Annotated in this window: 15 protein-coding genes; 4 read left to right on the top strand and 11 right to left on the bottom strand. The window is 65.5% G+C overall.

Annotation, left to right across the window (positions count from 1 at the left end; all coding sequences use genetic code 11):
- Positions 1–6 precede the first annotated feature (6 nt).
- Entirely contained in the window at positions 7–651 is a 645-nt protein-coding gene (udk, locus tag O0879_RS08880; RefSeq protein WP_289906644.1) for a uridine kinase, read from the top strand.
- Between the two features lie 27 nt (positions 652–678).
- Here udk and O0879_RS08875 read toward each other — a convergent pair whose 3' ends face one another.
- From O0879_RS08875 to O0879_RS08845, 7 genes are all read right to left on the bottom strand, one after another.
- Positions 679–1,848 carry an HlyD family type I secretion periplasmic adaptor subunit gene (locus O0879_RS08875; protein WP_099664688.1) on the bottom strand — a complete coding sequence of 390 codons (1,170 nt, stop codon included), beginning with the start codon at positions 1,846–1,848 and terminating at the stop codon, positions 679–681.
- Complete coding sequence (locus O0879_RS08870) at positions 1,845–3,992, bottom strand: ATP-binding cassette domain-containing protein (RefSeq protein ID WP_289916002.1); 2,148 nt, start codon at positions 3,990–3,992, stop codon at positions 1,845–1,847. The genes O0879_RS08875 and O0879_RS08870 overlap by 4 nt, the downstream gene beginning before the upstream one ends.
- Before the next feature lie 28 nt (positions 3,993–4,020).
- Entirely contained in the window at positions 4,021–5,244 is a 1,224-nt protein-coding gene (locus O0879_RS08865; RefSeq protein ID WP_289906646.1) for a TolC family protein, read from the bottom strand.
- A gap of 216 nt (positions 5,245–5,460) precedes the next feature.
- Positions 5,461–12,489 (bottom strand): hypothetical protein, encoded by a 7,029-nt coding sequence (locus O0879_RS08860; protein ID WP_289916000.1) that lies wholly within the window; start codon positions 12,487–12,489, stop codon positions 5,461–5,463.
- Positions 12,490–13,250: 761 nt separating this feature from the next.
- Positions 13,251–14,252 carry a hypothetical protein gene (locus O0879_RS08855; protein WP_289911778.1) on the bottom strand — a complete coding sequence of 334 codons (1,002 nt, stop codon included), beginning with the start codon at positions 14,250–14,252 and terminating at the stop codon, positions 13,251–13,253.
- Positions 14,249–15,121 carry an ABC transporter ATP-binding protein gene (locus O0879_RS08850; RefSeq protein WP_289906649.1) on the bottom strand — a complete coding sequence of 291 codons (873 nt, stop codon included), beginning with the start codon at positions 15,119–15,121 and terminating at the stop codon, positions 14,249–14,251. The genes O0879_RS08855 and O0879_RS08850 overlap by 4 nt, the downstream gene beginning before the upstream one ends.
- The gene (locus tag O0879_RS08845) at positions 15,118–15,498 is read right to left on the bottom strand and encodes a GntR family transcriptional regulator (RefSeq protein WP_289915998.1); all 381 of its coding nucleotides are present in this window, start codon (positions 15,496–15,498) and stop codon (positions 15,118–15,120) included. Before O0879_RS08845 ends, O0879_RS08850 begins: the two co-directional genes overlap by 4 nt.
- Positions 15,499–15,724: 226 nt before the next feature.
- On the opposite strand from O0879_RS08845, the gene O0879_RS08840 reads away from it, so the two are divergent.
- Positions 15,725–17,995 carry a hypothetical protein gene (locus O0879_RS08840; RefSeq protein WP_289915997.1) on the top strand — a complete coding sequence of 757 codons (2,271 nt, stop codon included), beginning with the start codon at positions 15,725–15,727 and terminating at the stop codon, positions 17,993–17,995.
- Here O0879_RS08840 and O0879_RS08835 read toward each other — a convergent pair.
- From O0879_RS08835 to O0879_RS08820, 4 genes are all read right to left on the bottom strand, one after another.
- Positions 17,992–18,741 (bottom strand): DUF72 domain-containing protein, encoded by a 750-nt coding sequence (locus O0879_RS08835; RefSeq protein ID WP_289915995.1) that lies wholly within the window; start codon positions 18,739–18,741, stop codon positions 17,992–17,994. The two genes, O0879_RS08840 and O0879_RS08835, sit on opposite strands and share 4 nt — an antisense overlap.
- Before the next feature lie 69 nt (positions 18,742–18,810).
- Entirely contained in the window at positions 18,811–19,566 is a 756-nt protein-coding gene (locus O0879_RS08830; protein ID WP_077402238.1) for a UDP-2,3-diacylglucosamine diphosphatase, read from the bottom strand.
- An 86-nt stretch (positions 19,567–19,652) separates the two neighbouring features.
- On the bottom strand, positions 19,653–20,144 hold the full coding sequence (locus tag O0879_RS08825; RefSeq protein WP_289915993.1) for a peptidylprolyl isomerase: 492 nt from the start codon (positions 20,142–20,144) through the stop codon (positions 19,653–19,655).
- Positions 20,145–20,217: 73 nt separating this feature from the next.
- Entirely contained in the window at positions 20,218–20,847 is a 630-nt protein-coding gene (locus tag O0879_RS08820) for a peptidylprolyl isomerase (protein ID WP_099664682.1), read from the bottom strand.
- A 279-nt stretch (positions 20,848–21,126) separates the two neighbouring features.
- Here O0879_RS08820 and cysS point away from each other — a divergent pair, with 279 nt between their 5' ends.
- On the top strand, positions 21,127–22,524 hold the full coding sequence (gene cysS, locus O0879_RS08815) for a cysteine--tRNA ligase (RefSeq protein WP_077402243.1): 1,398 nt from the start codon (positions 21,127–21,129) through the stop codon (positions 22,522–22,524).
- The gene (locus O0879_RS08810) at positions 22,524–23,234 is read left to right on the top strand and encodes a DNA-3-methyladenine glycosylase (RefSeq protein ID WP_077409058.1); all 711 of its coding nucleotides are present in this window, start codon (positions 22,524–22,526) and stop codon (positions 23,232–23,234) included. Before cysS ends, O0879_RS08810 begins: the two co-directional genes overlap by 1 nt.
- Positions 23,235–23,242 lie beyond the last annotated feature (8 nt).

Here is a 23,242-nt window from a genome sequence, read left to right as displayed (position 1 = left end):
TTCGGCATGAATACTATTTCCTTCCAACCGTTTGTTATTGGTGTCGCTGGCGGAAGCGGCAGTGGCAAGTCCACCGTATCCCAACAAGTGCTGGCGTCGTTCGGCGCCGACATGGTCTCGGTCGTAATGCAGGACGATTACTACTGCGACCAAACCCACCTCTCCCCTGAAGTGCGCCGGCAGCAGAATTACGACCATCCGCAGGCGTTCGAGTGGCCATTGCTGGTGCAGCACATCCAGGCCTTGCGCAATGGCGAATCGATCGAGATGCCCGAGTACGACTTCACGCTGCACAACCGCTCCGACAGGACCATCTTGGTCAAGCCGGCGCCGGTGATCGTCATCGAAGGCCTGTTTGCCCTGTATGACGAAGACTTGCGCGACATGATGTCGCTGAAGATCTTTGTCGACACGGCCTCCGACGTGCGCTTCATCCGCCGCATGCAACGCGATATCACGGAACGTGGCCGTTCGGTGGAAAGCGTCATCGAGCAATACCTGGAAACCGTGCGCCCGATGCACAAGCAATTCATCGAACCGACCAAGCGCAATGCCGACGTCATTTTGCCGCATGGCGCCAATGGCCCCGCGGTCGACATGATTACGGCCAAGGTGGCCAGCGTCATCGGTCAATTGAAACCGGCCGTTTGAAGCCGGCCGGTGACGCAGCCCGCTGCGTCACCGTTCCCCCATCGACTCCGAGAACGTCTTGGTGATCGGTTTCGTCAGGTAGCGCAACACCGTCTTGCGGCCCGTGTTGATTTCCACGGTGGCCGTCATGCCGGGCTGGATCAGGATAGGCTCGCCATTCTTGCCCATCAAGTTGCGCCCGCTGGTCTTGATCTGCACGCGGTAGTACGGCTGCTCGTTGCCCTTGTTGTCTTCGCTTAAAGTGTCCGCGCTGATGTAGCTGACGGTGCCGCGCAGGCGGCCGTAGATGCCGTAGTCATAGGCGTCCAGTTTCACGGCCGTGGGCAGGCCGGGCTTGATGAAGGCGATGTCGGCCGGTTTGACCTTCGCTTCGATGATCAGGTCATCGTCCGTGGGCACGATTTGCAGGATTTCCTCGCCCGGCTTGGCTACGCCGCCCAGGGTAGTGAGGCGCACGTTGCGCACGATGCCGTCGGTGGGTGCGTAAATGTCCGTCGAACCCAGTTGCTCCTTGCGCTGGGTCACCGTCTGCAGCACGCCGGCCAGGTCTTCCTGAGCTTTCACCAGGTCCGTCTGGCTGTCTTGCAGGTACTTGTTGCGCCGGTTGGTGATCTGCGCCTGGATGTCGACCACCTGCCGCCGCAGTTTCAGCACTTCGGCGCGGCTGACGTCTCCCGTTTCCAGCAGCGGCAGATTCATTTCCAGCTCTTCCTTGATCAGTTTCATGGCGCTTTCCAGGGAGCTCACTTCCGCCTGCACGGCGCCCTGGCGCTTGCTGAACAGGGCCAGCTGGTTGGCGCGAAATTCCGGAAACGCCTGCAGTTCGGGCGGGAACTTCGGCGCGCCGCCAAACACTTCCGCCTGCAGGCGCGCCACGGCCGCCTTCAGCCCCGCTGCCTTGGCCGTGCTTTCCAGGTAGCTCGTCTCGGCCCGCGTGCGGTCGAAACGAGCCAGCAATTCGCCCTTTTTCACGATGCTGCCTTCATGCACGCGCAACTCGGCCAGCACGCCGCCATCGGCCACCTGGATGATCTGGTTGCGCGAGCTGGCGATCACCTGGCCGTTGGCGCGCGTGACCTGGTCCAGCTCCGCCCACGAAGCCCAGGCGATGACACCCGCCAGCGCCGCCGTGCAGCTCCAGATCAGCACCCGGCCCCGTTTCGCTTCTTCCCTCGTTTCGACCTTGGCCAGTTTCATGCGACGGCTCCTTGCGCTGCCGCAGCCTGGACCACCGGCGCGGGAGCGGAAGCGGGAACGGCTTGCGGTTTGCCCGACAGCTTGGCCAGTACGGCATCGCGCGGGCCGTCCAGCAGCACCCGTCCCGCCTGCAGCACCACCAGGCGGTCGAGCAGGGGCAGGAGGGCGTTCTTGTGCGTGGTGGCGACCATGGTCACGCCTTCGGCCGCCAGTTCGCCCAATAGCCCGACGATGCGCGCTTCCGTCTTTGCATCCATGGCGCCCGTCGGCTCGTCGAGCAGCCAGATGCGCGGCTTGGCCAGCAGCAGGCGCGTGACGGCGATCAACTGGCGCTGGCCGCCCGACACGCCCCGTCCGCCTTCGGTGATGCCCAGCGCCAGTCCCCGTGGCTGGCCCAGTATCAGCTCGATCAAGCCCGTGCGTTTGGCGGCGGCCAGGATGGCTTCCTCGCCCGGGTCGGCCAGTCCCAATAACAGGTTGTCGCGCAGGGTGCCGCTGAACAGCCGCGTTTCCTGCGGCAGGTAGCCGACCATTTCGCGTACCACGGCCGGCGCCAGCAGGGCCATGTCGACGTCGCCCAGGTAGGCTTTCCCCTCGGCCGGCAGGTACAGACCCGAGGCCAGTTTCAGCAGGGTGCTCTTGCCCGAGCCGATGGCGCCCACCAGGCCGACGCGCTCGCCGGGGCGGATGGCGAGGTTTTCCACTTCCAGCGCCACCTTTTGCGCGCCGCCATATGTAAAGCGGATGCGTTCGAAGCGCAAGCCCGTGTCGAGGCTGCGCGGCGTCAGCGCGAACTGCGCGTTGTCCGCTTCGTTGGGCAGGCTGATGACCTGTTCCAGGCCGTCGATCGAAGCGCGCGCATGCGCCCATTGCACCATCACGGCGGGCAGCTGCACGATGGGCATCAGGGCGCGGTTGCTGATGATGGTGCAGGCCATCAGGGCGCCCATGGTCATCTGGTTTTCGGCCACGAACCAGGCGCCCATGGAGATCAGCGCTACATTGGTCAGTTGCTGGAAGGCGGCCGTGATGTTTTGCGACAGGGCCGCATAGTCGCGGATATTCTGCTCCGCGTGGCTGCTCTCGGCCACCAGTTCGGCCCAGCGCGCCTGCATCATCCATTCGGCGCTGCTGCCCTTGAGCGTTTCGACGCCGTCGACGGCTTCCACCAGCAAGCCGGCCTTGCGGTTGCTGGCGTTGAGGTTCTTGCGCGTATGGCTTTCGATGGCGCGCTGGAACATCAGCCCGCACGCGAGGGCCAGCGGCAGGGCCACCAGCGGCACCACCACCAGCCAGCCGCCGATGATGGTGATCATGGCGAGAAAAATCACGGCGAAGGGCACGTCCGTCAGCACGAACAGCGATGTCGACGTGAGCACGCCGCGCACCATCTCAAAGCCTTTCACCTGCGCCGCCAGGGTACCGACGGACGCGGGGCGCGCCTCCATGCGGATGCCCAGCATGCGCTGGAAAAACCACTCGGACAGTTCATGGTCGACGTCATTGCACGAGTGGTCGACGATGCGGCTGCGCACCTGCTTGAGGATGAATTCCAGGCCGATCGACAGGGCCACGCCCACCACCAGTACCCACAGGGTGCTGAAGCTCTGGTTCGGGATCACGCGGTCGTACACCTGCATGGAAAACAGCGAGGTGGCCATGGTGAGCAGGGTCACCAGCGCCGTGGCCAGCACGGCGTCGACAAACACGCTTTTCTTCAGCCACAGGGCGTTGCGCACCAGGGCCAGGGCGCCGGGGCGGGCGCCGCTTTTTTCGCTGCGGCGCGGCAGCCCCACGCAAGCCAGGCCGGCCAGCGAGGCCAGTTGCAAGGCGCGCCCGTCGATGCCTTCGCCGCGCCAGGCGCCGTCGGCGCCGCGCGACTGCAGCAAGCCCCAGCCCGTGCTGGCGCTGTAGACGGCGAACGGCAGCTCGCCCGGCGTCGGCTCGTGCAGCGGACGCGCCGCGCCTTCCAGCCCGGCCGCCTGCCAGATGGCGGTCAACACCGCGCCGGGGGCGCCGTTGTCGTCGACGTCATCGAGCTGGCGCTGCAGGTCGGCCAGGCGGGCGGCGGGCACGTGCTGTCCCGTCAGGCGGGCGGCCCGCTCGATGAGTGTCAGCAAGCCATGTTTGATGGAGGTATCCACGCTGTCTCCTGTTCGTGTTCTGTGGCGGTCAATTGGCGCGCACCGACGCGGCCGGCGCCGTGCGCCCGGCCAGGGTGCCCGTTTGCGCTGCCAGGCGCAGGCTGGCGGCGATCGCCTGCGCGCGCGTGTCTTCCAGCGAAAATTGCGCCTGGGTCGCTTCGCGCACGGCGTTGAGCACGTCGTTCCAGCTCTTGCGGCCAATCACGTACTGGCGCGCATACGATTCGAATACCTGCGTCGAGGTGGTGCTGGCCTCGCCCGCGTTGCCCAGGCGCTGGCGGCTCGCCTCGGCCTCGTTCCAGTCCAGGGTAAAACGCTCGCGCACCTCGCGTTCGGCCACGTCGTGCGCGGCGCGCGCGCCTTCGCGCTTGGCCACGGCCGCATCCACGCCCGCCTTGGCCGACAGGCCGGCGCCCGGCTGCGCCTGCAGCACCAGCATGGCGCGCGTGCGGTTGTCGGCATTGATGCCGCCCGTCGGCTTTTCCATGCGCAGCACGACTTTCGGCATGTAGGCCGAGCGCTGCATGGTGATTTCGGAATCGGCTGCCTGCGCCTCGAAATCGAGGCGGTGCAGGGTGGGGGAGTAGTCGATGGCCTGGCGCATGACCCGCTCCAGGCTGGCGTCGGGCAGCGGTTCGCCCACGCCGATGCCGGTGGTGCTGACGAGGCGCACGGGCTTGCCCGCCAGCTGCGACAGCTGCGCCAGCGCGTTTTCCAGCGCCTGGCGCGCATTCGACACGTCGTTGGCCGCCTGGTAGGCGCGCGACTCGGCCAGGCGCTGGTCCGTCTGCGAGCTGACCGACTGCACCACGCGGCGCTTGATCATGTCCAGCAGGCGCTGGTGCTCGGCCAGCCCCGCCTCGGCTGAACGCACGCGCGCCGTCTGACGCAACGCCTCGGTATAGGCGGCGATCACGCGCAGGGACAGGGTCAGGCGTTCTTCCTCGATGGCGGCGCCGGCCGCGTCGACCCGGCTGCTGGCGGCATCGATGCCGGCGTCGATGCGCCCGCCGCTCCACAGCGGCTGCTCGATGCGCACCACGCCGCCCGTTTCCTGCGAACCGGTGGGGACTTCCGCCGACAGGCTGGGAAAGCGCTGCCATTGCGCGCCATCGAGGTCGGCCCGCGCGGCTGCCTGCGCCGAGCGCCTGCCCTGCACGGCGGGATGGCTTTGCAGCGCCTGCTGCAAGACCTGGTCGAAGTTCCAGGCGGTGGCGCCCTGGGCGCCGGCGAAAGGGGTGACGCTGGCCATGGCGACGGCTGCCAGTACAGCCGCGATGCAGGGCAGGATGCCGGGCCAGGGGCGCCGGCGGCAGGGTAGTGCTGGCAAACTGCGTAATCTCATCCCGTGTTTTTCCGGCCTTGCGGCCTGCAGGGTTGCAACGAGGATCACCAGGACCGCAGGAGCGCGGCGCGACTGCGTACGCGCCCCTGCGGCCGTTGTGGCTACGTTTCCATGAGCATGGCCTCAGACATGGAAGTTCGCCGCCGTCAGCTGCGTGATGTTCACGCCGCTCAGCAGCACCAGCGCCGTGTCGATGGCGTTGGCGTTGCTCAGGTCACTCGAGTGATAGACCGTGACGGCGCCGCTGTTTTGCGCATCGGCGATGACGATGTAGCCCTGGCCCGACAGGACGCTGTTGTCGGCCGCAATGGCGCCGGCGGCATCGTGGATCGACACGGCCGTGCTGTCGAAGATGAACAGGTTGTCGTTGCCAAAGTCCGTGCTCAGGTTGACGCCCACCGCCACCGCTGCCGTCAGGTGGGCGATGGCCGACATGTCGATCACGTCGCCGCCGGCGGCTGGCAGGCCGGTGCTGAAGTCGCTCACCGTCAGCGGGTTGTGCAGGGCGTTCTGGCTCAGCACGAACAGCTGGCTCGCATCCGTCAGGTCGGCGTGGGCCTGGGCTGCCGCTGCCGCTGCGGCTGCGGCATTTGCCGACACCGTCAGCGAGTTTGCGTCCGTCAGGTCCGCCTGCGCCTGCGCCTGCAGGGCCGCTGCCGCTGCCGCATCCGCTGCCAGGTGCAGGGCGGCGGCATCCGTCAGGTTGGCCGTCTGCGCCGCGGCCAGGGCGGCTGCCGCAGCCGCATCGGCGGCTTGGGTGAGCGCCACGGCATCGGTCTGGTCGGCCAGCGCTTGCACGGCGGCAGCGTGGGCGGCATCCGCCGCCGATATCACTCCCAGGGCGTTGGCGTCCGTTTGCGCGGCCAGGGCGTTCGCTTGCACCAGGGCCGCATCGGCTGCCTGCGCGTTGGCGTTGGCCTGGGCCGCCGCCGCATCGTCCGCGTAGGCCGCGTTGGCATTGGCATGTGCCTGGGCCGCTGCTGCCGCTGCGTTGGCGGCGGCGGCATCGTCCGCTTGCGCCGCCTGGAAGGCCAGCAGCGAGGCGGCTGCCTGGGCCTGGGCCAGCGGCGCGGCCGCATCGGCGGCATGGGCGGCCAGCGCGGCTGCGGCCGCATTGTTCGCGTTGACGGTGGCCGCTGCCGCTGCCGCATCGTCGGCCTGTGCCTGTTGCGTGATGGCCAGCGAAATGGCGGCCTGGGCGGCGGCCGCCGCCGCGGCGTCATCGTCGTTCTGCGCCGCGGTGGCGGCGGCCAGAGCGGTGGCTGCCGTTGCCGCCGTGCTGACGGCGAGGGCATCGGCGGCGATGGCTGCCGTGTGCGCGGCGGTGGCGGCGGCGGCATTTGCCGCCGCCTGGTTGGCGGCCGTGTCGTCGGCTTGTGCTGCCTGGGCGGCGAGCAGTGCCGCTGCTGCCGCCGCGGCGCTGGCGGCGGCGGCGACATCGGCGGCTGCTGCTGCCGTCGCTGCCGCTTGTGCGAGGGAGGCGGCGGCTGCGGCGTCCGCTGCGGCCTGGTCGTCGGCGACGGCGGCGTTGTGCGCTGCCTGGGCGTTGGCGGCGTTGGCCGCGGCCAGGGCGGCTGCCGCATCGTCGGCCTGGGCTGCCTGCGTGGCTGCCAGGGTAATGGCGGCCGCGACGGCCGCTGCCGCGGCGGCGGCATCGGCGTCGTGCGCGTTTTGCGCCGCCAGCTGGGCAGCGGCTGCCGCGGCGGCGGTGGCGGCGACGTTGGCGTCGGCGGCGAGGGCCGCGTTCAGCGCCAGCTGCGCATTCGCGGCGGCCGTGGCGGCCGCTGCCGCCGTGGCGTCGTCCGCCTGGGCATTGAGCGTGGCGGCCAGCGAGATGGCTGCCTGTGCCGCCGCCGTTGCTGCGGCTGCATCGGCGTTCTGCGCTGCGACGGCCGCCGCATGCGCGGCTGCCGCATTGTTGGCAGCCGTGACGGCCGCCGCATCGTCGGCCTGGGCTGACGCCAGCGCCGCATGGGCGGCTGCCGCATTCGCGTCGGCCTGGGCTGCCGAATCGGACGCATTTTGCGCGGAAATGAGCAGGTTCAGCTTGAGCGTCTTGTCATTGTCGGCGTCCAGAGCATTGGTATCGGCCGTTACCGCCGCGTTCAGGTTGGCGATGGCCGCGTTGAGCGCCGCATGGGCATTGAGGGCGGCCGTGTCGGCCAGTTGCGCCGCCAGCGTGGCGGCTGCCGACAGGGCTGCCGTGTGCGCGGCACTGGCGGCCGCATCGTCGGCGGCCAGCGCGGCGCTGGCCGCGGCCAGTGCATTGTTGGCCGCCGTGGCGAGGGCTGCCAGGCCGGCGTCGGCCTGCAGCGCGGCGTCGGCAATGATCTGCGCAGCCGCGGCGGCGGCTGCCGTGCTTGCCGCCGTGGCGTCGGCACCCACGGCGGCATTGGTGGCTGCGAGCGAGTTGCTGGCAGCCAGGATTGCCGCATTGAGCGCCGTCGTGGCCGCATTCAGGGCCGCTTGCGCATTGTTGGCCGCCGTGGCCGCTGCTGCGGCGACGTTGTCGTCGTTCAGGGCCTGGTTCAGGGCGGCCAGCGCGGCTGCTGCCGCCGCCGCCGTCGTGCCGACGGCCAGGTCGGCCGCCTGCGCGGCTTGCGTGGCGGCCAGCGAGATGGCCGCCGTGAGGGCGGCTGCCGCTGCTGCGGCATCGTCCGCCTGCGCATGCTGCGTGGCGGCGGCCGAGATGGCGGCGACGGCGGCGGCAGCGGCGGCAGCCGTATCGGCGGCGGTAGCGGCCGCAGCGGCTGCCGTGGCGTTGGTGGAGTTGAGGACGGCGGCTGCGGCGGCCGCATCGTCGGCCAGCGCCTGGTTCAGCGCGGCCAATGCATTGGCGGCGATGGTGGCGGCGCTGGCGGCCGCATTGTCGGCCAGCTGGGCCGCTTGCGCGGCCGCTTGCGAGGCATTGGCGACGGTAGCGGCCGTGGCGGCGGCCAGATCGTCGGCGACGGCGGCGGCCGTGGCTGCATTGGCCGTGACGGCAGCCGCTGCGGTAGCTGCCGCATTCGCGTCGGCGGCCAGGGCCGCATTCAAGGCGGCCAGGGCATTGGCTGCCGTCGCTGCGGTCGCGGCGGCGGCGGCATCGGCCGCTTGCGCTGCCTGTGCCGCTGCCAGCGAGGTGGCGGCCACGCCAGCGGCGGTCGCCGCGAGAGTGTCGTCCAGCTGCGCCGCCGTGGCGGCAGCCTGCGAGGTCAGGGCCAGCGTGGCGGCGGCGGTGGCGGCATTGTCGGCGGCAATCGCATTGTTCAGCGCGACCAGCGAGGCGGCAGCCGTGGCGGCCGTCGAGGCGGCAGCCGCATCGTCGGCTTGCGCCGCCAGCGCCGCCGTGTGCGACAGGCCGGCCGTGGTGGCGGCCACGGTGGCGGCCAGCGCGGCCACCAGGTCGAGTGGATGGGCGGCCGAATAGGCGGCAGCCGCAGCGGCGCTCGCGGCATCGTTGTTGGCGATGGTGGTCAGCGCGGCCGCGTCCGTCAGCGCCGCCTTGGTGGCGGCCACGGTGGCGGCCGTGACGTCGAGCGTATGCTGGGTGCCCAGCACGACGGCGTCGGTCAGGCCGGCGACGGTGGCGGCGGTGGCGGCGGCCGTGGCATTCACGGTCGCCACCAGGCCCAGGGCGACGGCGTCCGTCAGGTTGGCCGTTGTTTGCGCGGCGGTGGCGGCGGCCGCATCGACGGTGGCCGTCAGTCCCAGGGCCACGGCATCGGTCAGCGCGGCGGTGGCGGCAGCCGTGTTGGCGGCAGCCGTGGCGGCCGCCGAGACGGTGCCCAGGGCAACGGCGTCCGTCAGGTTGGCTGTCGTGGCGGCCAGGCTGGCGGCCGTGTTGGCGGCCGTCGAGACGAGGCCCAGCGCCACGGCATCGGTGAGGTTGGCCGTCGTCTGCGCCGTGGCGGCGAGCGCCGCATCGGCCGTGGCGACGAGGCCCAGGGCCGTGGCGTCCGTCAACGAGGCGGTGGCGGCGGCCGTATTGGCGGCCGTGGTGGCGGCGGCCGAGAGCGTGCCCAGTGCCACCGCATCGGTCAGGTTGGCAACATTCGTCGCCGTATTGGCGGCGGCGGCCGCCGCGGCGGCGGCCAGGCCCAGGGCGGCAGCATCCGTCAAGTTGGCCGTTGTCAGCAGGGTGGCGGCCAAGGTGGCATCGGCGGTCGAGATCACGCCCAGCGCCGTGGCATCCGTCAGCGCCGCCAGGCTGGCGGCCGAGGCGGCAGCCAGGCCATCGGCGTTGGAAATGAGGCTCAGCGCGATGGCGTCCGTCTGGCCCGCCGTCGTGACGGCTGCGGCGGCGGCCGCATCGGCGGTCGACGACGCCACGGCCAGGGCCGCGGCATCGGTCTGGCCGGCCACGAGCTGTGCCGCGGTCAGGGCGTTTTGCGCCAGCGTATTGGCGGCCGTCAGTGTGCTGACGGCGGCCTGGGCGGCAAGTTCGGCGGCGGCATCGGCGGTGGAGACAAGGCCCAGTGCGCCGGCATCGGTCAGCGCGGCGGTGGCCGCTGCTGCCGTGGCGGCAGCTTGGGCCGCCGCCGCGGCGCTGACGGCCGAGATGTCGATCCCGCCCAGCAGGGCAGCCGTTTCCGCCGCCGTAACGGCCGCGGCGGCGGTGTTGGCGAGCGCCACGGCGTCGGTCAGGTTGGCAGTGGTCAGCGCAGTCGCGGCCGCCAGCGCATCGGCGGCGGAGATGCCGGCGAGGAAGAGGGCATCCGTCAGGTTGGCAGTGATGTCGGCATTGTCGGAATCGAGCTGCAAGGCGTTGACGGTGGCCGTCAGGTCGACGACGCTGGTCTGCCCGGCCGTGACGTTGGCGGCCAGGGCGGCGAGGTTGGCCAGGTTGAAGGCATTCAGGGCAACGTTGACGTCCAGCAGGCTCGCTTGCGAATGGGCGGCCGCCGCATCCGCATCGGCCTGGTCGGCAGCTTGCTGCAGAGCAACTACATCGGTCTGACCGGCCACGGCCTGGGCATTCGCGGCATCGCTGGCCGCCGCCGCGTCGGCAGCGGCCAGGGCGGCAGCGTCCGTCTGGTCGGCGGTGGTTTGCGCTGCCAGCGCGGCGGCGGCGTCATTGTCGGAGACGATTTGCAGCGCGGCCGCATCGGTCAGCGCCGCTTGCGCGGCGGCGGCGGTCGAGGTGTTGGCGGCGGCATCGGCCGTGATCTGCAAGGCGGCTGCGTCGCTCAGGTTGGCTGTCACCACGGCGTTGGCGGCGGCAGTGGCGGCAGCGGCGGCAGCGATGTCGAGCGCGGCGGCATCCGTGTTGCCGGCCAGGGTGGCTGCTGTCGCCGCTGCGACGGCGTCGGCGCTGGAAATCAGGGCCAGCGCTGCCGCGTCGGTCAGGTCGGCCTGCGCCTGCGCCGCATCCGACGCCAGGGTGGCCGCATCGGCGATCAGCCCCAGGGTGGGCGCGTCCGTCATGTTCGCTTGTGTCTGCGCATTTGCGGCGTTCGTGGCGGCCGCATCGGCGGCGGCCTGCAGGGCCACGGCATCGGTGGCGTTGGCGATCGATGCATCCCAGGCGGCTGCGCCGGCGGCGGCGTCCGCTGCCATGGTCAGCGTCACGGCGTCGGTGAGTCCTGCTTGCGTGCTGGCCGCGGCGGCGGCACTCACTGCCGCCGTGGCGGCGATGCCCAGTGCTGCGGCGTCGCTGGCATTGGCGTTGATTGCCGCATTCGCTGCCGCGGTAGCGGCCGCATTCGAGGCGGCGGTCAGGGCGACGGCATCGGTAGCGGCGGCTACGCTGGCGGCCGCGGCGGCGGTGGCCGCATCGGCATCGGAGATGACTGTCAGGGCGGCGGCGTCCGTCAGGCTGGCCTGTATGCCGGCCGTGACGGCGGCGTTGGCGGCGGCCGTTGCCGCCAGGTCCAGCGCAGCGGCGTCCGTGGCATTGGCCAGCGCCGTGGCAGCGGCAGCGGCGGCGGCATCATTGGCCGAGATGACGCCCAGCGCCGCGGCATCGGTCAGCGCGGCCTGGGTATTGGCGGCGGCGGAGACGACATCGGCCGCATCGGCGATGACTTGCAATGCGGGGGCGTTGGTCTGGTCCGCTTGCGTTTGCGCCGCATCGGCAGCGGCGTGCGCGGCGGCGGCGTTGGCGGCGGCCGTGACGGCAGCCGCATCGGCATTTTGTGCCGACGTGGTGGCGGCCAGCGAAATGGCGGCGGTTGCGGCAGCGGCAGCGGCCGCGTTGTCGTCGGTCGTGGCAGCCGTGGCAGCGGCTTGCGCACCGGGCACGGCGGCTGCCGTGCTGGCGGCCAGGACATCGTCGCTGGTGGCGTTATTGGCTGCGAGCAAGGCTGCCGCCGCTGCAGCTGCCGCGGCGGCAGCCTGCTGGTCGGCGAGCGTGGCCGCATTCGCCGCTGCCAGCGCAGCTGCTGCCGTGGCTGCGGCTGCTGCTGCGGCGGCATCATCGGCCAGGGCACTGTTGGCCGCCGCGACCGCTGCTGCTGCAGCCAGCACGGCCGCGTCGGTAATCGTCGTGGTCGTGGATTGATTTCCCGTGCTACCGCCGGTCGAGCCGCCCGTGCCGCCAGTTCCTCCCGTTCCGCCCGTGCCACCGGTTCCTCCCGTGCCCGTGCCGCCAGTGCCCGTGCCACCAGTGCCGGCACCGCCGGCCGCGGCACCGCCTCCGCCGCCACCGCCTGCTGCGGCGGCTACCAGGCCAAGGCCGCCGAGCGCGCCCAGCACGCCAAGTCCGCCCAGGCCGCCTGCAGCACCGGCGCCGGCGCCTGCACCCGCTCCAGCTGATGCTCCTGCGACATCCACGACGCTGCCGCTGGGGATGCCGGCCGCGCCCGCGCCGGTGCCTGCCGCGCCCGCCGCGCCGCCGTTGTTGTCGCTTTGCGACGTGCCGGGATCGGCACTGCCGTTGCCGGCCTGGCCTGCGGCCGCACCGCCGCCACCAGCTGCCAAGGCGGCTGCCGCCACCGCCGCGGCCGTGCCCAGGGCCGCGGCATTGCCGCTATCGGCGCTTCCCGTGACTTCCACGACATTTTCAGGCGGCATGGTCGCGCTGGCATCGGCCCCTTTTATCAGTTCGTCTTCGTCATACTGCTTGCGGTCGCCGTTTTTCGGATTGAGCGCTTTTTTAGCGGGCGTCGCGATCTTGGCGCCAGCGCCTTCGGCATTGACGGGAACTTGTGCTGGATTTTGGGTGGTGGCCATTTGAAAATCTCCGGAAGAAGGTTATATGTTCGTTCAATTTTTTAAGATATTAAAAAATCAATAATGTGTTTCGTTTCCTTGCTTACTCCGGCGTGGCTTGGGCCGTGGTTGAAATTGGGTATTGCCGATGCAGATGGTGAAAGTAAAACATAACTGGCAAAAAAACGCTGGCGTAATGGAACGTCGGCCCTGAAATATTTAAAATGCCATTTTTGCATTTGTTTTGCATGGCGTTATTTTCTTGCATCCTGTTTTTCCGATAACTGGCTTGCCAGCCGATACACCTAGAAAGATAGCGGTATTTGCATGCAGGCCGCACCAGCTCTCACTCTGATGGTAGTTTCAATTTTGAAACTTTCAATTCAATTTTTATCATTTTTCATGACTCTATTCTGTCAAGCTTTGCGTAAGTGAATAATCACGGATTGTCACGGAATGGGACTTTTAGGATGAATCCGCTACCCGGTTGCAGTGTTTCTGCGATTTTCATCGAAAAAACCCTATCGCTATCGAATTGCTAGTTGTTGCTTTTTTGCATGGTGATTATCAAATTTGATTGGTAATAAAATACGATAGAAATAATTATTTGTAATTTTTATATCGGATTGATGCTATCGAATGAATAGTCTTTATTCGGGGAGGGAATTTTTTAATAATCACTATCAGAAAGGTAGTTATTATTTTCAGATGTTTTGCCAGCGCAGAAATAGAAAACGCCCCGACGGGCGGGGCGTTTTTGAGGGGGAAGAGCTAGTGCGCTGTCAGCCTTCCTCGCGCCAGCTGCGCAGGCGGATGGCGGCGTAAATCAGTGCCGCGCCTGCCGCCGCGCCGAGCCAGACGGCCGGCAAGGCGAGGCTGGACCAGGAATTGCTGAACACATCGATGCGTGTCATGTGTGATCCCCCCTCTGCCAGGGCGTGCATGCGCGGCAGCAGTTCCGGTTCGAACAGATACCAGCTGCCGGGGAGGGTGCCCAGCAGGGCGCGTCCGATGACATTCATCTGTATCCAGCTGACGTCGCTTTCCGTCTGCGTCAGCTTGCCGGCCCAGACTGTCAGGATGAGCAGCAGCAACGGTACGCCGACGGCCCACAGGAAGACTTTCGACTTGGCCCAGCTCGATACCATCAGCAGCCAGCCGACAGTCGGCAAGGCCCACAGGCAATACACGGGCAGCAAGCCAAACACGCGCAGCGGTCCCAGGTACAGGCCGGAAGAGCCCAGCAGTTCGGCAAACACGTGGATGCCGTTGGCGGCCAGCACGCCGCTGAGGATCAGGATCAGGGCCAGCGACGTCAGGCTGGCGGCAGCGGCCACGATCAGCGGCGCGACCAGCAGGGCGATGGCCGCTTTCGACAGCACCGTCTGCGCATCCGAGATGGGCAGCGATTTCCAGAACAGCACGCTGCGGTCGCGGCGATCGTCATGCAGGGCGCTGAGGCAATAGAAAAATACGAGGAAGCCCAGCGCCAGGAACAGCGGCGCGGCCGTGTACGTATAGTTGTTGGCGACGGCGTCGATGATTTCCGTGCGGCGCGGGCCAAAGGTGCGCGTATTGAAGACGGTGCTCCAGGAAATTTCCTCGCCATTGACGATGAGCGCCGTGTGCATTTTGGTCTTTGCGACGGTCGCGGCCGCCATCAGGGCGCCTAGCACCGTCATGACGACGCCGATCACGGCAGGCGTCCACACCAGCATGCCCTTGTGTTCCCACAACTCGCGCCGGAGCAGCCATTGCATCTTGTTTACAGGGGAAATACTCATTGGTACGATCCTTTCATGGTCGCGACAAACAGGTCAGCCAGGCTGGGCGTGCGTACTTCGCCGAGGGCCGCCAGCTGGGTGCGGGCGACGCCATCGAACAGCATCACGGACTTGCCGAACACGCTGCGTTCGCTGATCGGCTGCAGGGCGCGCGCCGGATTGACGTGCTGCGGGCCCACCATTACCTCGATATAGCGCTCGCCCACCTCTTCCATGCTGGACGCCAGCACGATCTTGCCGTCGCGAATGAACATCAGGTCGCTGAGGATGTGTTCCACTTCCTCGATCTGGTGCGTGGTGATGACGATGGTCTTGTTTTCATCGAAATAGTCTTCCAGCAAGTTCTGGTAGAACTGCTTGCGGTACAGGATATCCAGGCCCAGGGTCGGCTCGTCGAGCACCAGCAGTTTGGCGTCGATGGCCATCACCAGCGCCAGGTGCAGCTGCACCACCATGCCCTTCGACATGGCCTTGACCTTCATCTTCGGCGACAGCTTGGTGTGGGCCAGATAGCGTTCGGCCTTGCTGCGGTCGAAACGTGGATGCACGCCGGCAACGAAATCGATGGCGTCGGCCACGCGCAGCCAGCCCGGCAGGATGGCCACGTCGGCAATGAAGCACACGTCGTCCATCAGCGCGTCGCGCTGCACGCGGGGATCGCGCCCCAGCACCGACAAGTCGCCATCGAAGCCCGTCAGGCCCAGGATGGCTTTCAGGGTGGTGGTCTTGCCGGAACCGTTAGGCCCGATCAAGCCGACGATGCGCCCCGGCGCGATATCGAAGCTGATGTTGTCGATGGCCACCTGCTTGCCATACTGCTTGCGCAGGCCGCGCGCGCTGATGACGCTGTCCTTGTTCAATGCATTCATGCGTTCTCTCCGTGTGCGCCGCCGTCGCGGCTCGCTTGCAGCAGTTGATCGAGATCAAGGCCCAGGCGGGTGATGTGTTCCAGCAAGGCTGGCCATTCTTCGCGCAGGAAGCGTTCGCGTTCGCTGGCCAGCAATTTGTCGCGGGCGCCTTCCAAGACATACATACCGAGTCCTCTGCGTTTTTCCACCAGGGCATCGTCGACCAGTTCCTGGTAGGCGCGCGAGACCGTGATGGGATTCAATTGATAATCGGCCGCCACCTGGCGCACCGAAGGCAAGGCGTCGCCGGACTGCAGCACGCCATCGAGCATCATGCCCACCACCCTGGCCTTGAGCTGGCGGTAGATGGGGCTATTGTCGTTCCATTCCGTGCTCATGGGATGCGCTCCGACAAGGGCGGGGCGGCGCGGCGCGTAAAAAGTGCTGTAGGCATCGAAGCTCCGTGATGTATTGGGTTGGTGTTGTAGTGAACTATAACAGTGGAAATATAAATGTCAACATTTTCATGTTTCTCTATCCATGGAGAAACTATAATGTTGCGTGTTTGAGAATCTTACTTGATAACTTTTGGCGTGCATCGTCGCCACAACCATGAAAGCAGAAATGATAAATTGCTTTGGAGAAGTACAAAACCTGTTCAGGCGTGCCGGTTGCGGCGCCGCCCTGTTGGCGGTGCTGAGCGCCTGCGGCGGCGGTTCCGGCGGCGGCACGGCCACGCCGTCCACCACGCCTGCCGTTGAAACGACGCGTTACCTGCTCGGTGGCACGGTCAGCGGCTTGCTGCCTGGCGCCAGCGTCGTGCTGGCGAACGGCACGGATAAAGTGACCGTCACGGCCAACGGTCCCTTCAGTTTTGCCGGCAAGCTGGCGGCGGGCACGGCGTATCAAGGCAAGGTCGACAGCGCTTCTGCCGGCCTGGGCTGCAGCATCGCGCAAGGCGCGGCAACGATGGGCAGCGCCGACGTCAGCACCCTGGCCGTGCGTTGCCTGCCCATCGTGCTGGCGGGCGTGCAGGAACAGATCCAGCGTGTCGATGGCATGGTGCAGGATGGCGCGGGCAATTATTACTTCGCCGATTCGTCCACGCAGGTGATCCACAAGCTCGCCCCTGACGGCAGCCTCAGTATTTACGCCGGCGTGCCGGGCAAGGCTGGTGCCGTTGACGGGCCTGGGATCAGCGCGACTTTCTACATGGGCGGCGGGCGTGCACCGCTGGCGATCGACGACAAGTCGAATTTGTACGTGGGCGACAGCTGCAATGGACTGGTGCGCAAAATTACGCCAGAAAGGGTGGTCACTACTTTGGCCGGCAAGCGCCGCGCCAATTGCAGCGCGATACCGCCCGAGCCGAATGGCACGCCGGTGTATGCCGATGGGCCGGGAGCGCAAGCGGGGTTCGGATGGATCTCCAGCATGGCCGTGGAGCGTAATGGCGATCTGCTGCTCGTCGATGATGGGCAGTTCCAGCTTCGCCGGGTGACGCCAGATGGCGTGGTCAGCTCCGTGCATGTCATGTTTTTCGAACCGAACAGCCAGCTGCGGGCAGGGCAGGTTGGTCAGATTGCGGTCGATGCCAGCGGTCTCATTTATTTGAGCAACTATGGCGGCAGCAAGATATATCGCCTTGATAATGGCCAGGCTTCCCTGATGGCTGGCAATGCGAGAACGACTGGCTACGATGGCAAGGGCGTCAATGCCAGCTTCAGGGGCGTACGCAGTATGGTGTTCGAGCGCAACGGCAATTTGTTGCTGGTCGACCGCGACGCCATCCGCCGCATGGCGCCCGATGGCGAAGTGACGACGGTCGTGGGGCGCATGGTGCCTGATGCTGCGGGGAAACCTGTCGACTGGAAAAACCTCGCGCTGATATTGCGCGAGAATTCAGGCGCCATGCTGGTCTTCGATTTTGCCTTGCAACGGCTGAACCGGGTGGATGCCGGCAACAGGATTACGACCGTGCCGGTCATTCTGAGCGAAGCCGGGCCGGCGGACGGCGTGGGCGCGGCAGCCCGCGTGGGTGCGGTCAGGGCATCGGGCATGTGCAGCGACCCTGCCGGGAATGTCTATCTGCTCGATGCGGCCAACAAGGTATTGCGCCGGCTCGCGCCGAATGGCAAGCTGGAAGTCCATGCGGGGATTGCCGGCCGCGCGGGCAGCGATGACGGACCACGGCTCAGCTCGACCATGCTCAGCCCCGTGGCGATCGCTTGCGGTGCGGATGGCGCCGTGTATGTGGCGGACAGGGCGCCGAATTCTGCTTCGTTTAATTTGCGCAAGATCAATGCTGACGGCGTCATGTCCACCATCGAGCAATTGCCGGCTGGAATGACAGGCATTCAGCAGTATATCCTGGCGATTGACAAGGATGGCTATATCACATGGACGGAGTCCTTCGGCGAGGGCATTTACCGGCGCCCGCCCGGTGGCGTATTTTCCTTGTTTGTATCTTTTGAGACGCTCGCGCGCTCCTTCAGTGACAGCGATTTCGGCTTGCAAGATATTCTGCCCTACAGCATGGTGTTTGACAGCAAGGGGGAGATGTATTTTGATGACTATTATCATCAGGTGGTATTCAAGGTGAATCGTTCCGGCGCCGTGAGCGTGTTTGCCGGCACCCTGTACTCGACTAAAAATATCGACGGTGCGCCTGGCGTGGGCAGCCTGTCCTTTGCCGGCATACCCAGCCTGGCCATCGACAAGGCCGACAACCTGTACCTGAGCGGCCAGGATGGCGTGCGCAAGATCGATACGGCCGGGGTCATTTCCACACCGCAACTGGCATGGGGCAATCCCATCGTGGACATCGTGGCTTTCGGCAACGGTACCCTGTATGGCTATACCGCCCGCGCCATCGTCCAGACGCCCTTGCCTTAGGTGGAGCGATGCGCAGGCGCGGCTGGCGACTCCCTCAGCCGCGCCTGCAATTCCAGCGCATTGAACAGGGCGGCTCCGGCCGCCGTGTTGTCGAAGATGCACCAGCTGTCCGCCTGCGTTTGTGCGTGCAATTCAGCGGCCAGCGCCGCCAGGCAATCGGCCGGGTAGTCGGAATAGTATATTTTCGGGCTGCCGTGCAGGCGCAGGTAGGTCACTTCCGTCGTCGGCACGTGCGGCCCCGGCTGGCCGGAGGGCGGATCGGCGCGCACGCGCGTGATGCGCTGCGCGGTCAACAGTTCGGTGGCCTCGGCCGCGAACCAGCCTGGGTGGCGCGCCTCGCAAGCGAGCATGCCGCCGAAGCGCTGGCGCAGCGCCTGAAAAAACTGCGCGGCCACGTCCGCCTCGAAACGCAGGCTGGGCGGCAGCTGCACCAGCACGCAGCCCAATTTATTTCCCAGTTGCATGACTTCTCCCGCAAAGCGATCCAGTTCGGCCGCACAGTTGCGCAAGCGCCGTTCGTGCGTGATGCTGCGCGGCAATTTCACGCTGAAGCGGAAGTGCTCGGGTGTGCTGGCGGCCCAACGCGCGTAAGTGGCGCTCTGGTGCGAGCGGTAGAAAGAGCTGTTGATTTCCGCGCAGGGCAAGACCTGGGCATAGCGCTGCAGGTGGCTGCCATCGAGGGGGAAGTGGCTGGCGGCGGCGCTGGACAGGCTCCAGCCGGCCGTGCCGACGTAATGAGTATGCATGCTGCCATTACAGCAAGGTCGGTCGGGTTCGGCTATCGGACAAACGCCCGTGACGTGGTCGGCGCCAGCCTAGTCGATGATGTCGCCGTTCAAGTCATGGCGCGTGATGTTGCCGCGCGCATCGATGGCGATCCAGCCGCCGCGTGGCTGTTGTGGCGGCGTCACGTCGCATTCCCAGTCGGGCAAGACATAGCGCAAGGTTTCGTCAACTTTATGCAGGGCGGGGCGGTGCGTATGGCCGTGGATCATGACGGTGCTCGCATGTTCGGCAAATACTTGTGCTACGGCATCGGGCGTGACATCCATGATGTCCATGGATTTTTCGCCATTGTGCTCGCGACTGCTTTTGCGCAAGCCGTCGATGATCGCCTTGCGCTGCGCCAGCGGCATGGATAAAAACTGTTTTTGCCAGGCAGGCTGGCGCACCATGGCGCGAAACTCCATGTATTGGACGTCTTTCGTGCATTCTGCGTCGCCATGCAGCAAGACGATGCGCCGGCCGGCAAGCGTGGCCACGTGCGGTTCGCTGAGCAGGGTGGCGCCGGCGGCGGCGGCAAAGCCGGAGCCGACAAGAAAGTCGCGGTTGCCGGCGATCCAGTAGACGTGCACGCCCGCATCGCTGACGGCGCGGATGGCGGCCGTCATGCGCGCATTGAACGGGTCTTCCAGGTCATCGTCGCCGGCCCAGTATTCGAACAGGTCGCCTAATAGATACAGCGCTTGCGCATATTGCGCATGGTGTTCCAGGAAAGAAAGAAACGCCGCGCTGGTGCGCGGGTGCGAGCTCTGCAGATGCAGGTCGGAAATAAAGAGTGCGGCAGGCATTGTCATCGTTCAACGCTCCCAAAAAGTGATGTACATGGAGAGGCGCAAACGCTGCAATGCCTGTTAGTCATGGTGCAGTGGCCGAATTAAACTGCTTCGACTTTTTCGATGATGACATCGGTGACTGGTACATCGGCGAACATGCCGGCGCGCGAGGTTTTCACGGCGCGGATGGCGTCGACGACTTCCTTGCCTTCGGTGACTTTACCGAACACGGCGTAGCCCCAGCCGTCCTGGCCTGGGTAGTCGAGGAAGCTGTTGTTCTTGATGTTGATGAAGAACTGGGCCGATGCCGAGTGCGGGTCCGACGTGCGGGCCATGGCCAGGGTGTAGGTATCGTTTTTCAGGCCGTTCTTGGCTTCGTTTTCCACGGTGGTGTCGGCTGGCTTTTGTTTCATGCCTGGCTCGAAACCGCCGCCCTGGATCATGAAGCCGTCGATGACGCGGTGGAAAATCGTGTTGTCGTAGTGGCCGGCTTGCATGTAGGCCAGGAAGTTGGCAACCGTTTTCGGTGCTTTCTCGGCGTCCAGTTCAGCGGTGATCTTGCCCAGATTGGTGGTGATGATGACGGAGGTCATGATGATCCTTAATAAATTGGATGAATAATTGATTCAGCGGCGCCAGGCAGGCGGGCGCCGCAAAAACGCTATTTTACAGTTTTGCGGGCGCTGTCTTGAGTAAAGTCGCCGATTCGATCACCACGGGGGTGACGGGCACGTTCTGGTGCGGGCCCTTGTCCGCCACGGGCACGGCCTTGATCTTGTCGACCACGTCCATGCCGCTGACGACTTTGCCGAACACCGTGTAGCCGAAACCGTCGCGGCCAGGGTAGTCGAGCGGGCCGTTGTCGTTGACGTTGATAAAGAATTGCGCGGTGGCCGAATGCGGGTCGCCCGTGCGCGCCATGGCGATGCTGTAGGTCACGTTCTGCAAGCCGTTTTGCGCTTCGTTCTTGATCGGCGCTTTCGTCGGTTTCTGCTTCATGTTCTTGTCGAAGCCGCCGCCCTGTATCATGAAGCCGTCGATGACGCGGTGAAATACGGTGCCCTTATAGTAACCGCTGTTGACGTACTGCAGGAAATTGGCCACGCTTTTCGGTGCTTTTTCCTGGTCCAGTTCCAGCACGATCTCGCCCATGCTGGTTTTCAGGGCCACGTGCGGCGTTGGGTCGACGGCGGTCGCCGGAGCGGCTGCCACGACGGCACTGCCCAGGGTCAGGCCGGCAAACAGGGTGCAAAAGCGGGCCAGGAAAGACAGGCGTTTCGATTTGATTTCTTGCATGAAGGCGTCCTTGATCGTTATTTTTCTTTAAACTTGCTTTAATTGTAAAGAAGTGAAAATTCGGTTGAACATCGTAAAAACCTGATTCATATCGGGCCAGTATGGTTTTTATCAATGTTATACTTGACCGCTAACGCCCTAATTCTAACAAACAAGAACAACAATATAGCGGGTCGTACAGTCTTCGGCGCACACGGCAGTTCTGTGGCGCGGCACCCCCGGTGTCCGCGCCTGTCTGTCGTTTTGCCAGGCTGGCGACCGCTCCACTTGCAAAGCACGATGAGCAATCTAAAGATTTACAACACCCTGGCTCGCGAGAAGCAGGTATTCGTCCCGATGGAAGCGGGCAAGGTTCGCATGTACGTGTGCGGCATGACCATCTACGATTATTGCCATATCGGCCATGCGCGCATGATGATGGCGTTCGACGTCATTTACCGCTGGCTGAAGGCGTCCGGCTTCGATGTCACCTATGTGCGCAACATTACGGACATCGACGACAAGATCATCCGCCGCGCCGTGGAAAACGGCGAGACGATTTCCCAGCTGACGACGCGTTTCACCCGCTACATGGATGAAGACACGGCCGCGCTGGGCATCCTGACGCCCGACCACACGCCGCGCGCCACCGAATACGTGCCGCAGATGCTGCGCCTGATCGAACAGCTGGAAGCCAAGGATTTGGCTTACCAGGGCGCGGATGGCGATGTGAACTATGCCGTGCGCAATTTCCCCCATTACGGCAAGCTGTCGGGCAAGTCGCTCGACGACCTGCGCGCGGGCGAGCGTGTCGACGTCAACACGGGCAAGCGCGATCCGCTCGACTTCGTGCTGTGGAAGTCGTCGAAAGAGTCGGAGCCGGAAGAAGTCAAATGGGATTCGAAGTGGGGCAAGGGCCGCCCGGGCTGGCATATCGAGTGCTCGGCCATGTCGTGCGCCTTGCTAGGTGAACAATTCGACATCCACGGCGGCGGCGCGGACTTGCAATTCCCGCACCACGAAAACGAGATCGCCCAATCCGAAGGCGCGTTCGGCCATACCAGCGTCAATTACTGGATACATAACGGTTTCGTGCGCCTGGACAATGAAAAAATGTCCAAGTCGCTGGGCAACTTCTTCACCATCCGCGAAGTGCTGCAAAAATTCGATGCCGAAGTGATCCGCTTCTTCATCCTGCGCGCGCACTACCGCAGCCCCCTGAATTACTCGGACGTGCACCTCGACGACGCGCGCCTGTCCCTGACCCGGTTGTACACGGCGCTGGCCGACGTGGCGGTGGAAGAGGGCGCCATCGACTGGAGCGAAGCCCATGCCGTGCGCGTGCGCGAAGCCATGGACGACGATTTCAACACGCCGCTGGCCGTGGCCGCCCTGTTCGACCTGGCAACGGAAGTCAACAAGAGCAAGTCGCCGGCCCTGGCCCGTCAATTGAAGGGCCTGGCGGGCGTGTTCGGCTTGCTTGAGCGCACGCCGCAACAATTCCTGCAAGCAACCGTCGGCGCCGCTGACGGCGGCCAGGATGAGGCGGCCGGCATCGAAGCGGCCATCGCGGCGCGCAGTGCTGCGAAAAAGGCGCGCGACTTTGCCCAGTCCGACAAGATCCGCGCCGAATTATTGGCTGCGGGCATCATTCTTGAAGACAAGCCTGACGGCTCGACCAACTGGCGCCGCGCATGATGCCAACGTCCAGGGAAAACGGGGAAGCCCCGGTGGCGGCGCAGGTGATCCAGGTGCCGCATTACTGGGAAGAGGCGAAGATCGAGCTGATGAAGCGCGACCGCATCATGAAAAAGCTCATCCCGCAATTTGGCGACCTGCACCTGGTCGGCCATAGCGACCCGTTTACCACCCTGGCCCGTTCGCTGGTGGGGCAGCAGATCACGCCCAAGGCGGCGGATGCTGCCTGGAAAAAGCTGCTGCTGGCTTGCCCGAAATGCACGCCTTCGCAAGTATTGAAGGCAGGCGCCGAGCAGTTGTCCGCCTGCGGTTTGTCCAAACGCAAGACCGAATACATCCTCGACCTGGCCGACCATTTCAAGGCCAAGCGCGTGCACGCGAGCCAGTGGGACCAGATGGATGACGAAGCCGTCATCGCCGAACTGGTGCAAATCCGCGGCATCGGCCGCTGGACAGCCGAGATGTTTCTGATATTTAATCTGCTCCGGCCAAATGTCTTGCCGCTCGACGACCCCGGTTTGATCCAGGGCATCAGCGTCAATTATTTCTCCGGCGAACCAGTTTCCCGCAGCGATGCGCGCGAAGTTTCCGCCAATTGGGAACCGTGGCGCACCGTGGCGACGTGGTATTTGTGGCGCAGTCTCGACCCTGCAGCCGCCCCTGCCGCATCCGATACAGCCCCCGGCGCACCAGCCGGTACGGTAAAATAAACATAGAT

Origin of the sequence: Janthinobacterium sp. SUN120 (assembly GCF_030397735.1) — a bacterium.
Classification (GTDB): Bacteria; Pseudomonadota; Gammaproteobacteria; order Burkholderiales; family Burkholderiaceae_D; genus Janthinobacterium; species Janthinobacterium kumbetense.
This window is presented reverse-complemented; position numbering and strand designations above follow the sequence as displayed.

Bases quoted from the DNA above. Each gene is read 5' to 3' on its own strand.
- O0879_RS08860 (WP_289916000.1), bottom strand. From the start codon at position 12,489: ATGGCCACCACCCAAAATCCAGCACAAGTTCCCGTCAATGCCGAAGGC.
- O0879_RS08820 (WP_099664682.1), bottom strand. From the start codon at position 20,847: ATGCAAGAAATCAAATCGAAACGCCTGTCTTTCCTGGCCCGCTTTTGC.
- O0879_RS08835 (WP_289915995.1), bottom strand. From the start codon at position 18,741: ATGCATACTCATTACGTCGGCACGGCCGGCTGGAGCCTGTCCAGCGCC.
- O0879_RS08840 (WP_289915997.1), top strand. From the start codon at position 15,725: ATGATAAATTGCTTTGGAGAAGTACAAAACCTGTTCAGGCGTGCCGGT.
- O0879_RS08850 (WP_289906649.1), bottom strand. From the start codon at position 15,121: ATGAATGCATTGAACAAGGACAGCGTCATCAGCGCGCGCGGCCTGCGC.
- O0879_RS08845 (WP_289915998.1), bottom strand. From the start codon at position 15,498: ATGAGCACGGAATGGAACGACAATAGCCCCATCTACCGCCAGCTCAAG.
- O0879_RS08855 (WP_289911778.1), bottom strand. From the start codon at position 14,252: ATGAGTATTTCCCCTGTAAACAAGATGCAATGGCTGCTCCGGCGCGAG.
- udk (WP_289906644.1), top strand. From the start codon at position 7: ATGAATACTATTTCCTTCCAACCGTTTGTTATTGGTGTCGCTGGCGGA.
- O0879_RS08830 (WP_077402238.1), bottom strand. From the start codon at position 19,566: ATGCCTGCCGCACTCTTTATTTCCGACCTGCATCTGCAGAGCTCGCAC.
- O0879_RS08810 (WP_077409058.1), top strand. From the start codon at position 22,524: ATGCCAACGTCCAGGGAAAACGGGGAAGCCCCGGTGGCGGCGCAGGTG.
- O0879_RS08865 (WP_289906646.1), bottom strand. From the start codon at position 5,244: ATGGCCAGCGTCACCCCTTTCGCCGGCGCCCAGGGCGCCACCGCCTGG.
- O0879_RS08825 (WP_289915993.1), bottom strand. From the start codon at position 20,144: ATGACCTCCGTCATCATCACCACCAATCTGGGCAAGATCACCGCTGAA.
- O0879_RS08875 (WP_099664688.1), bottom strand. From the start codon at position 1,848: ATGAAACTGGCCAAGGTCGAAACGAGGGAAGAAGCGAAACGGGGCCGG.
- cysS (WP_077402243.1), top strand. From the start codon at position 21,127: ATGAGCAATCTAAAGATTTACAACACCCTGGCTCGCGAGAAGCAGGTA.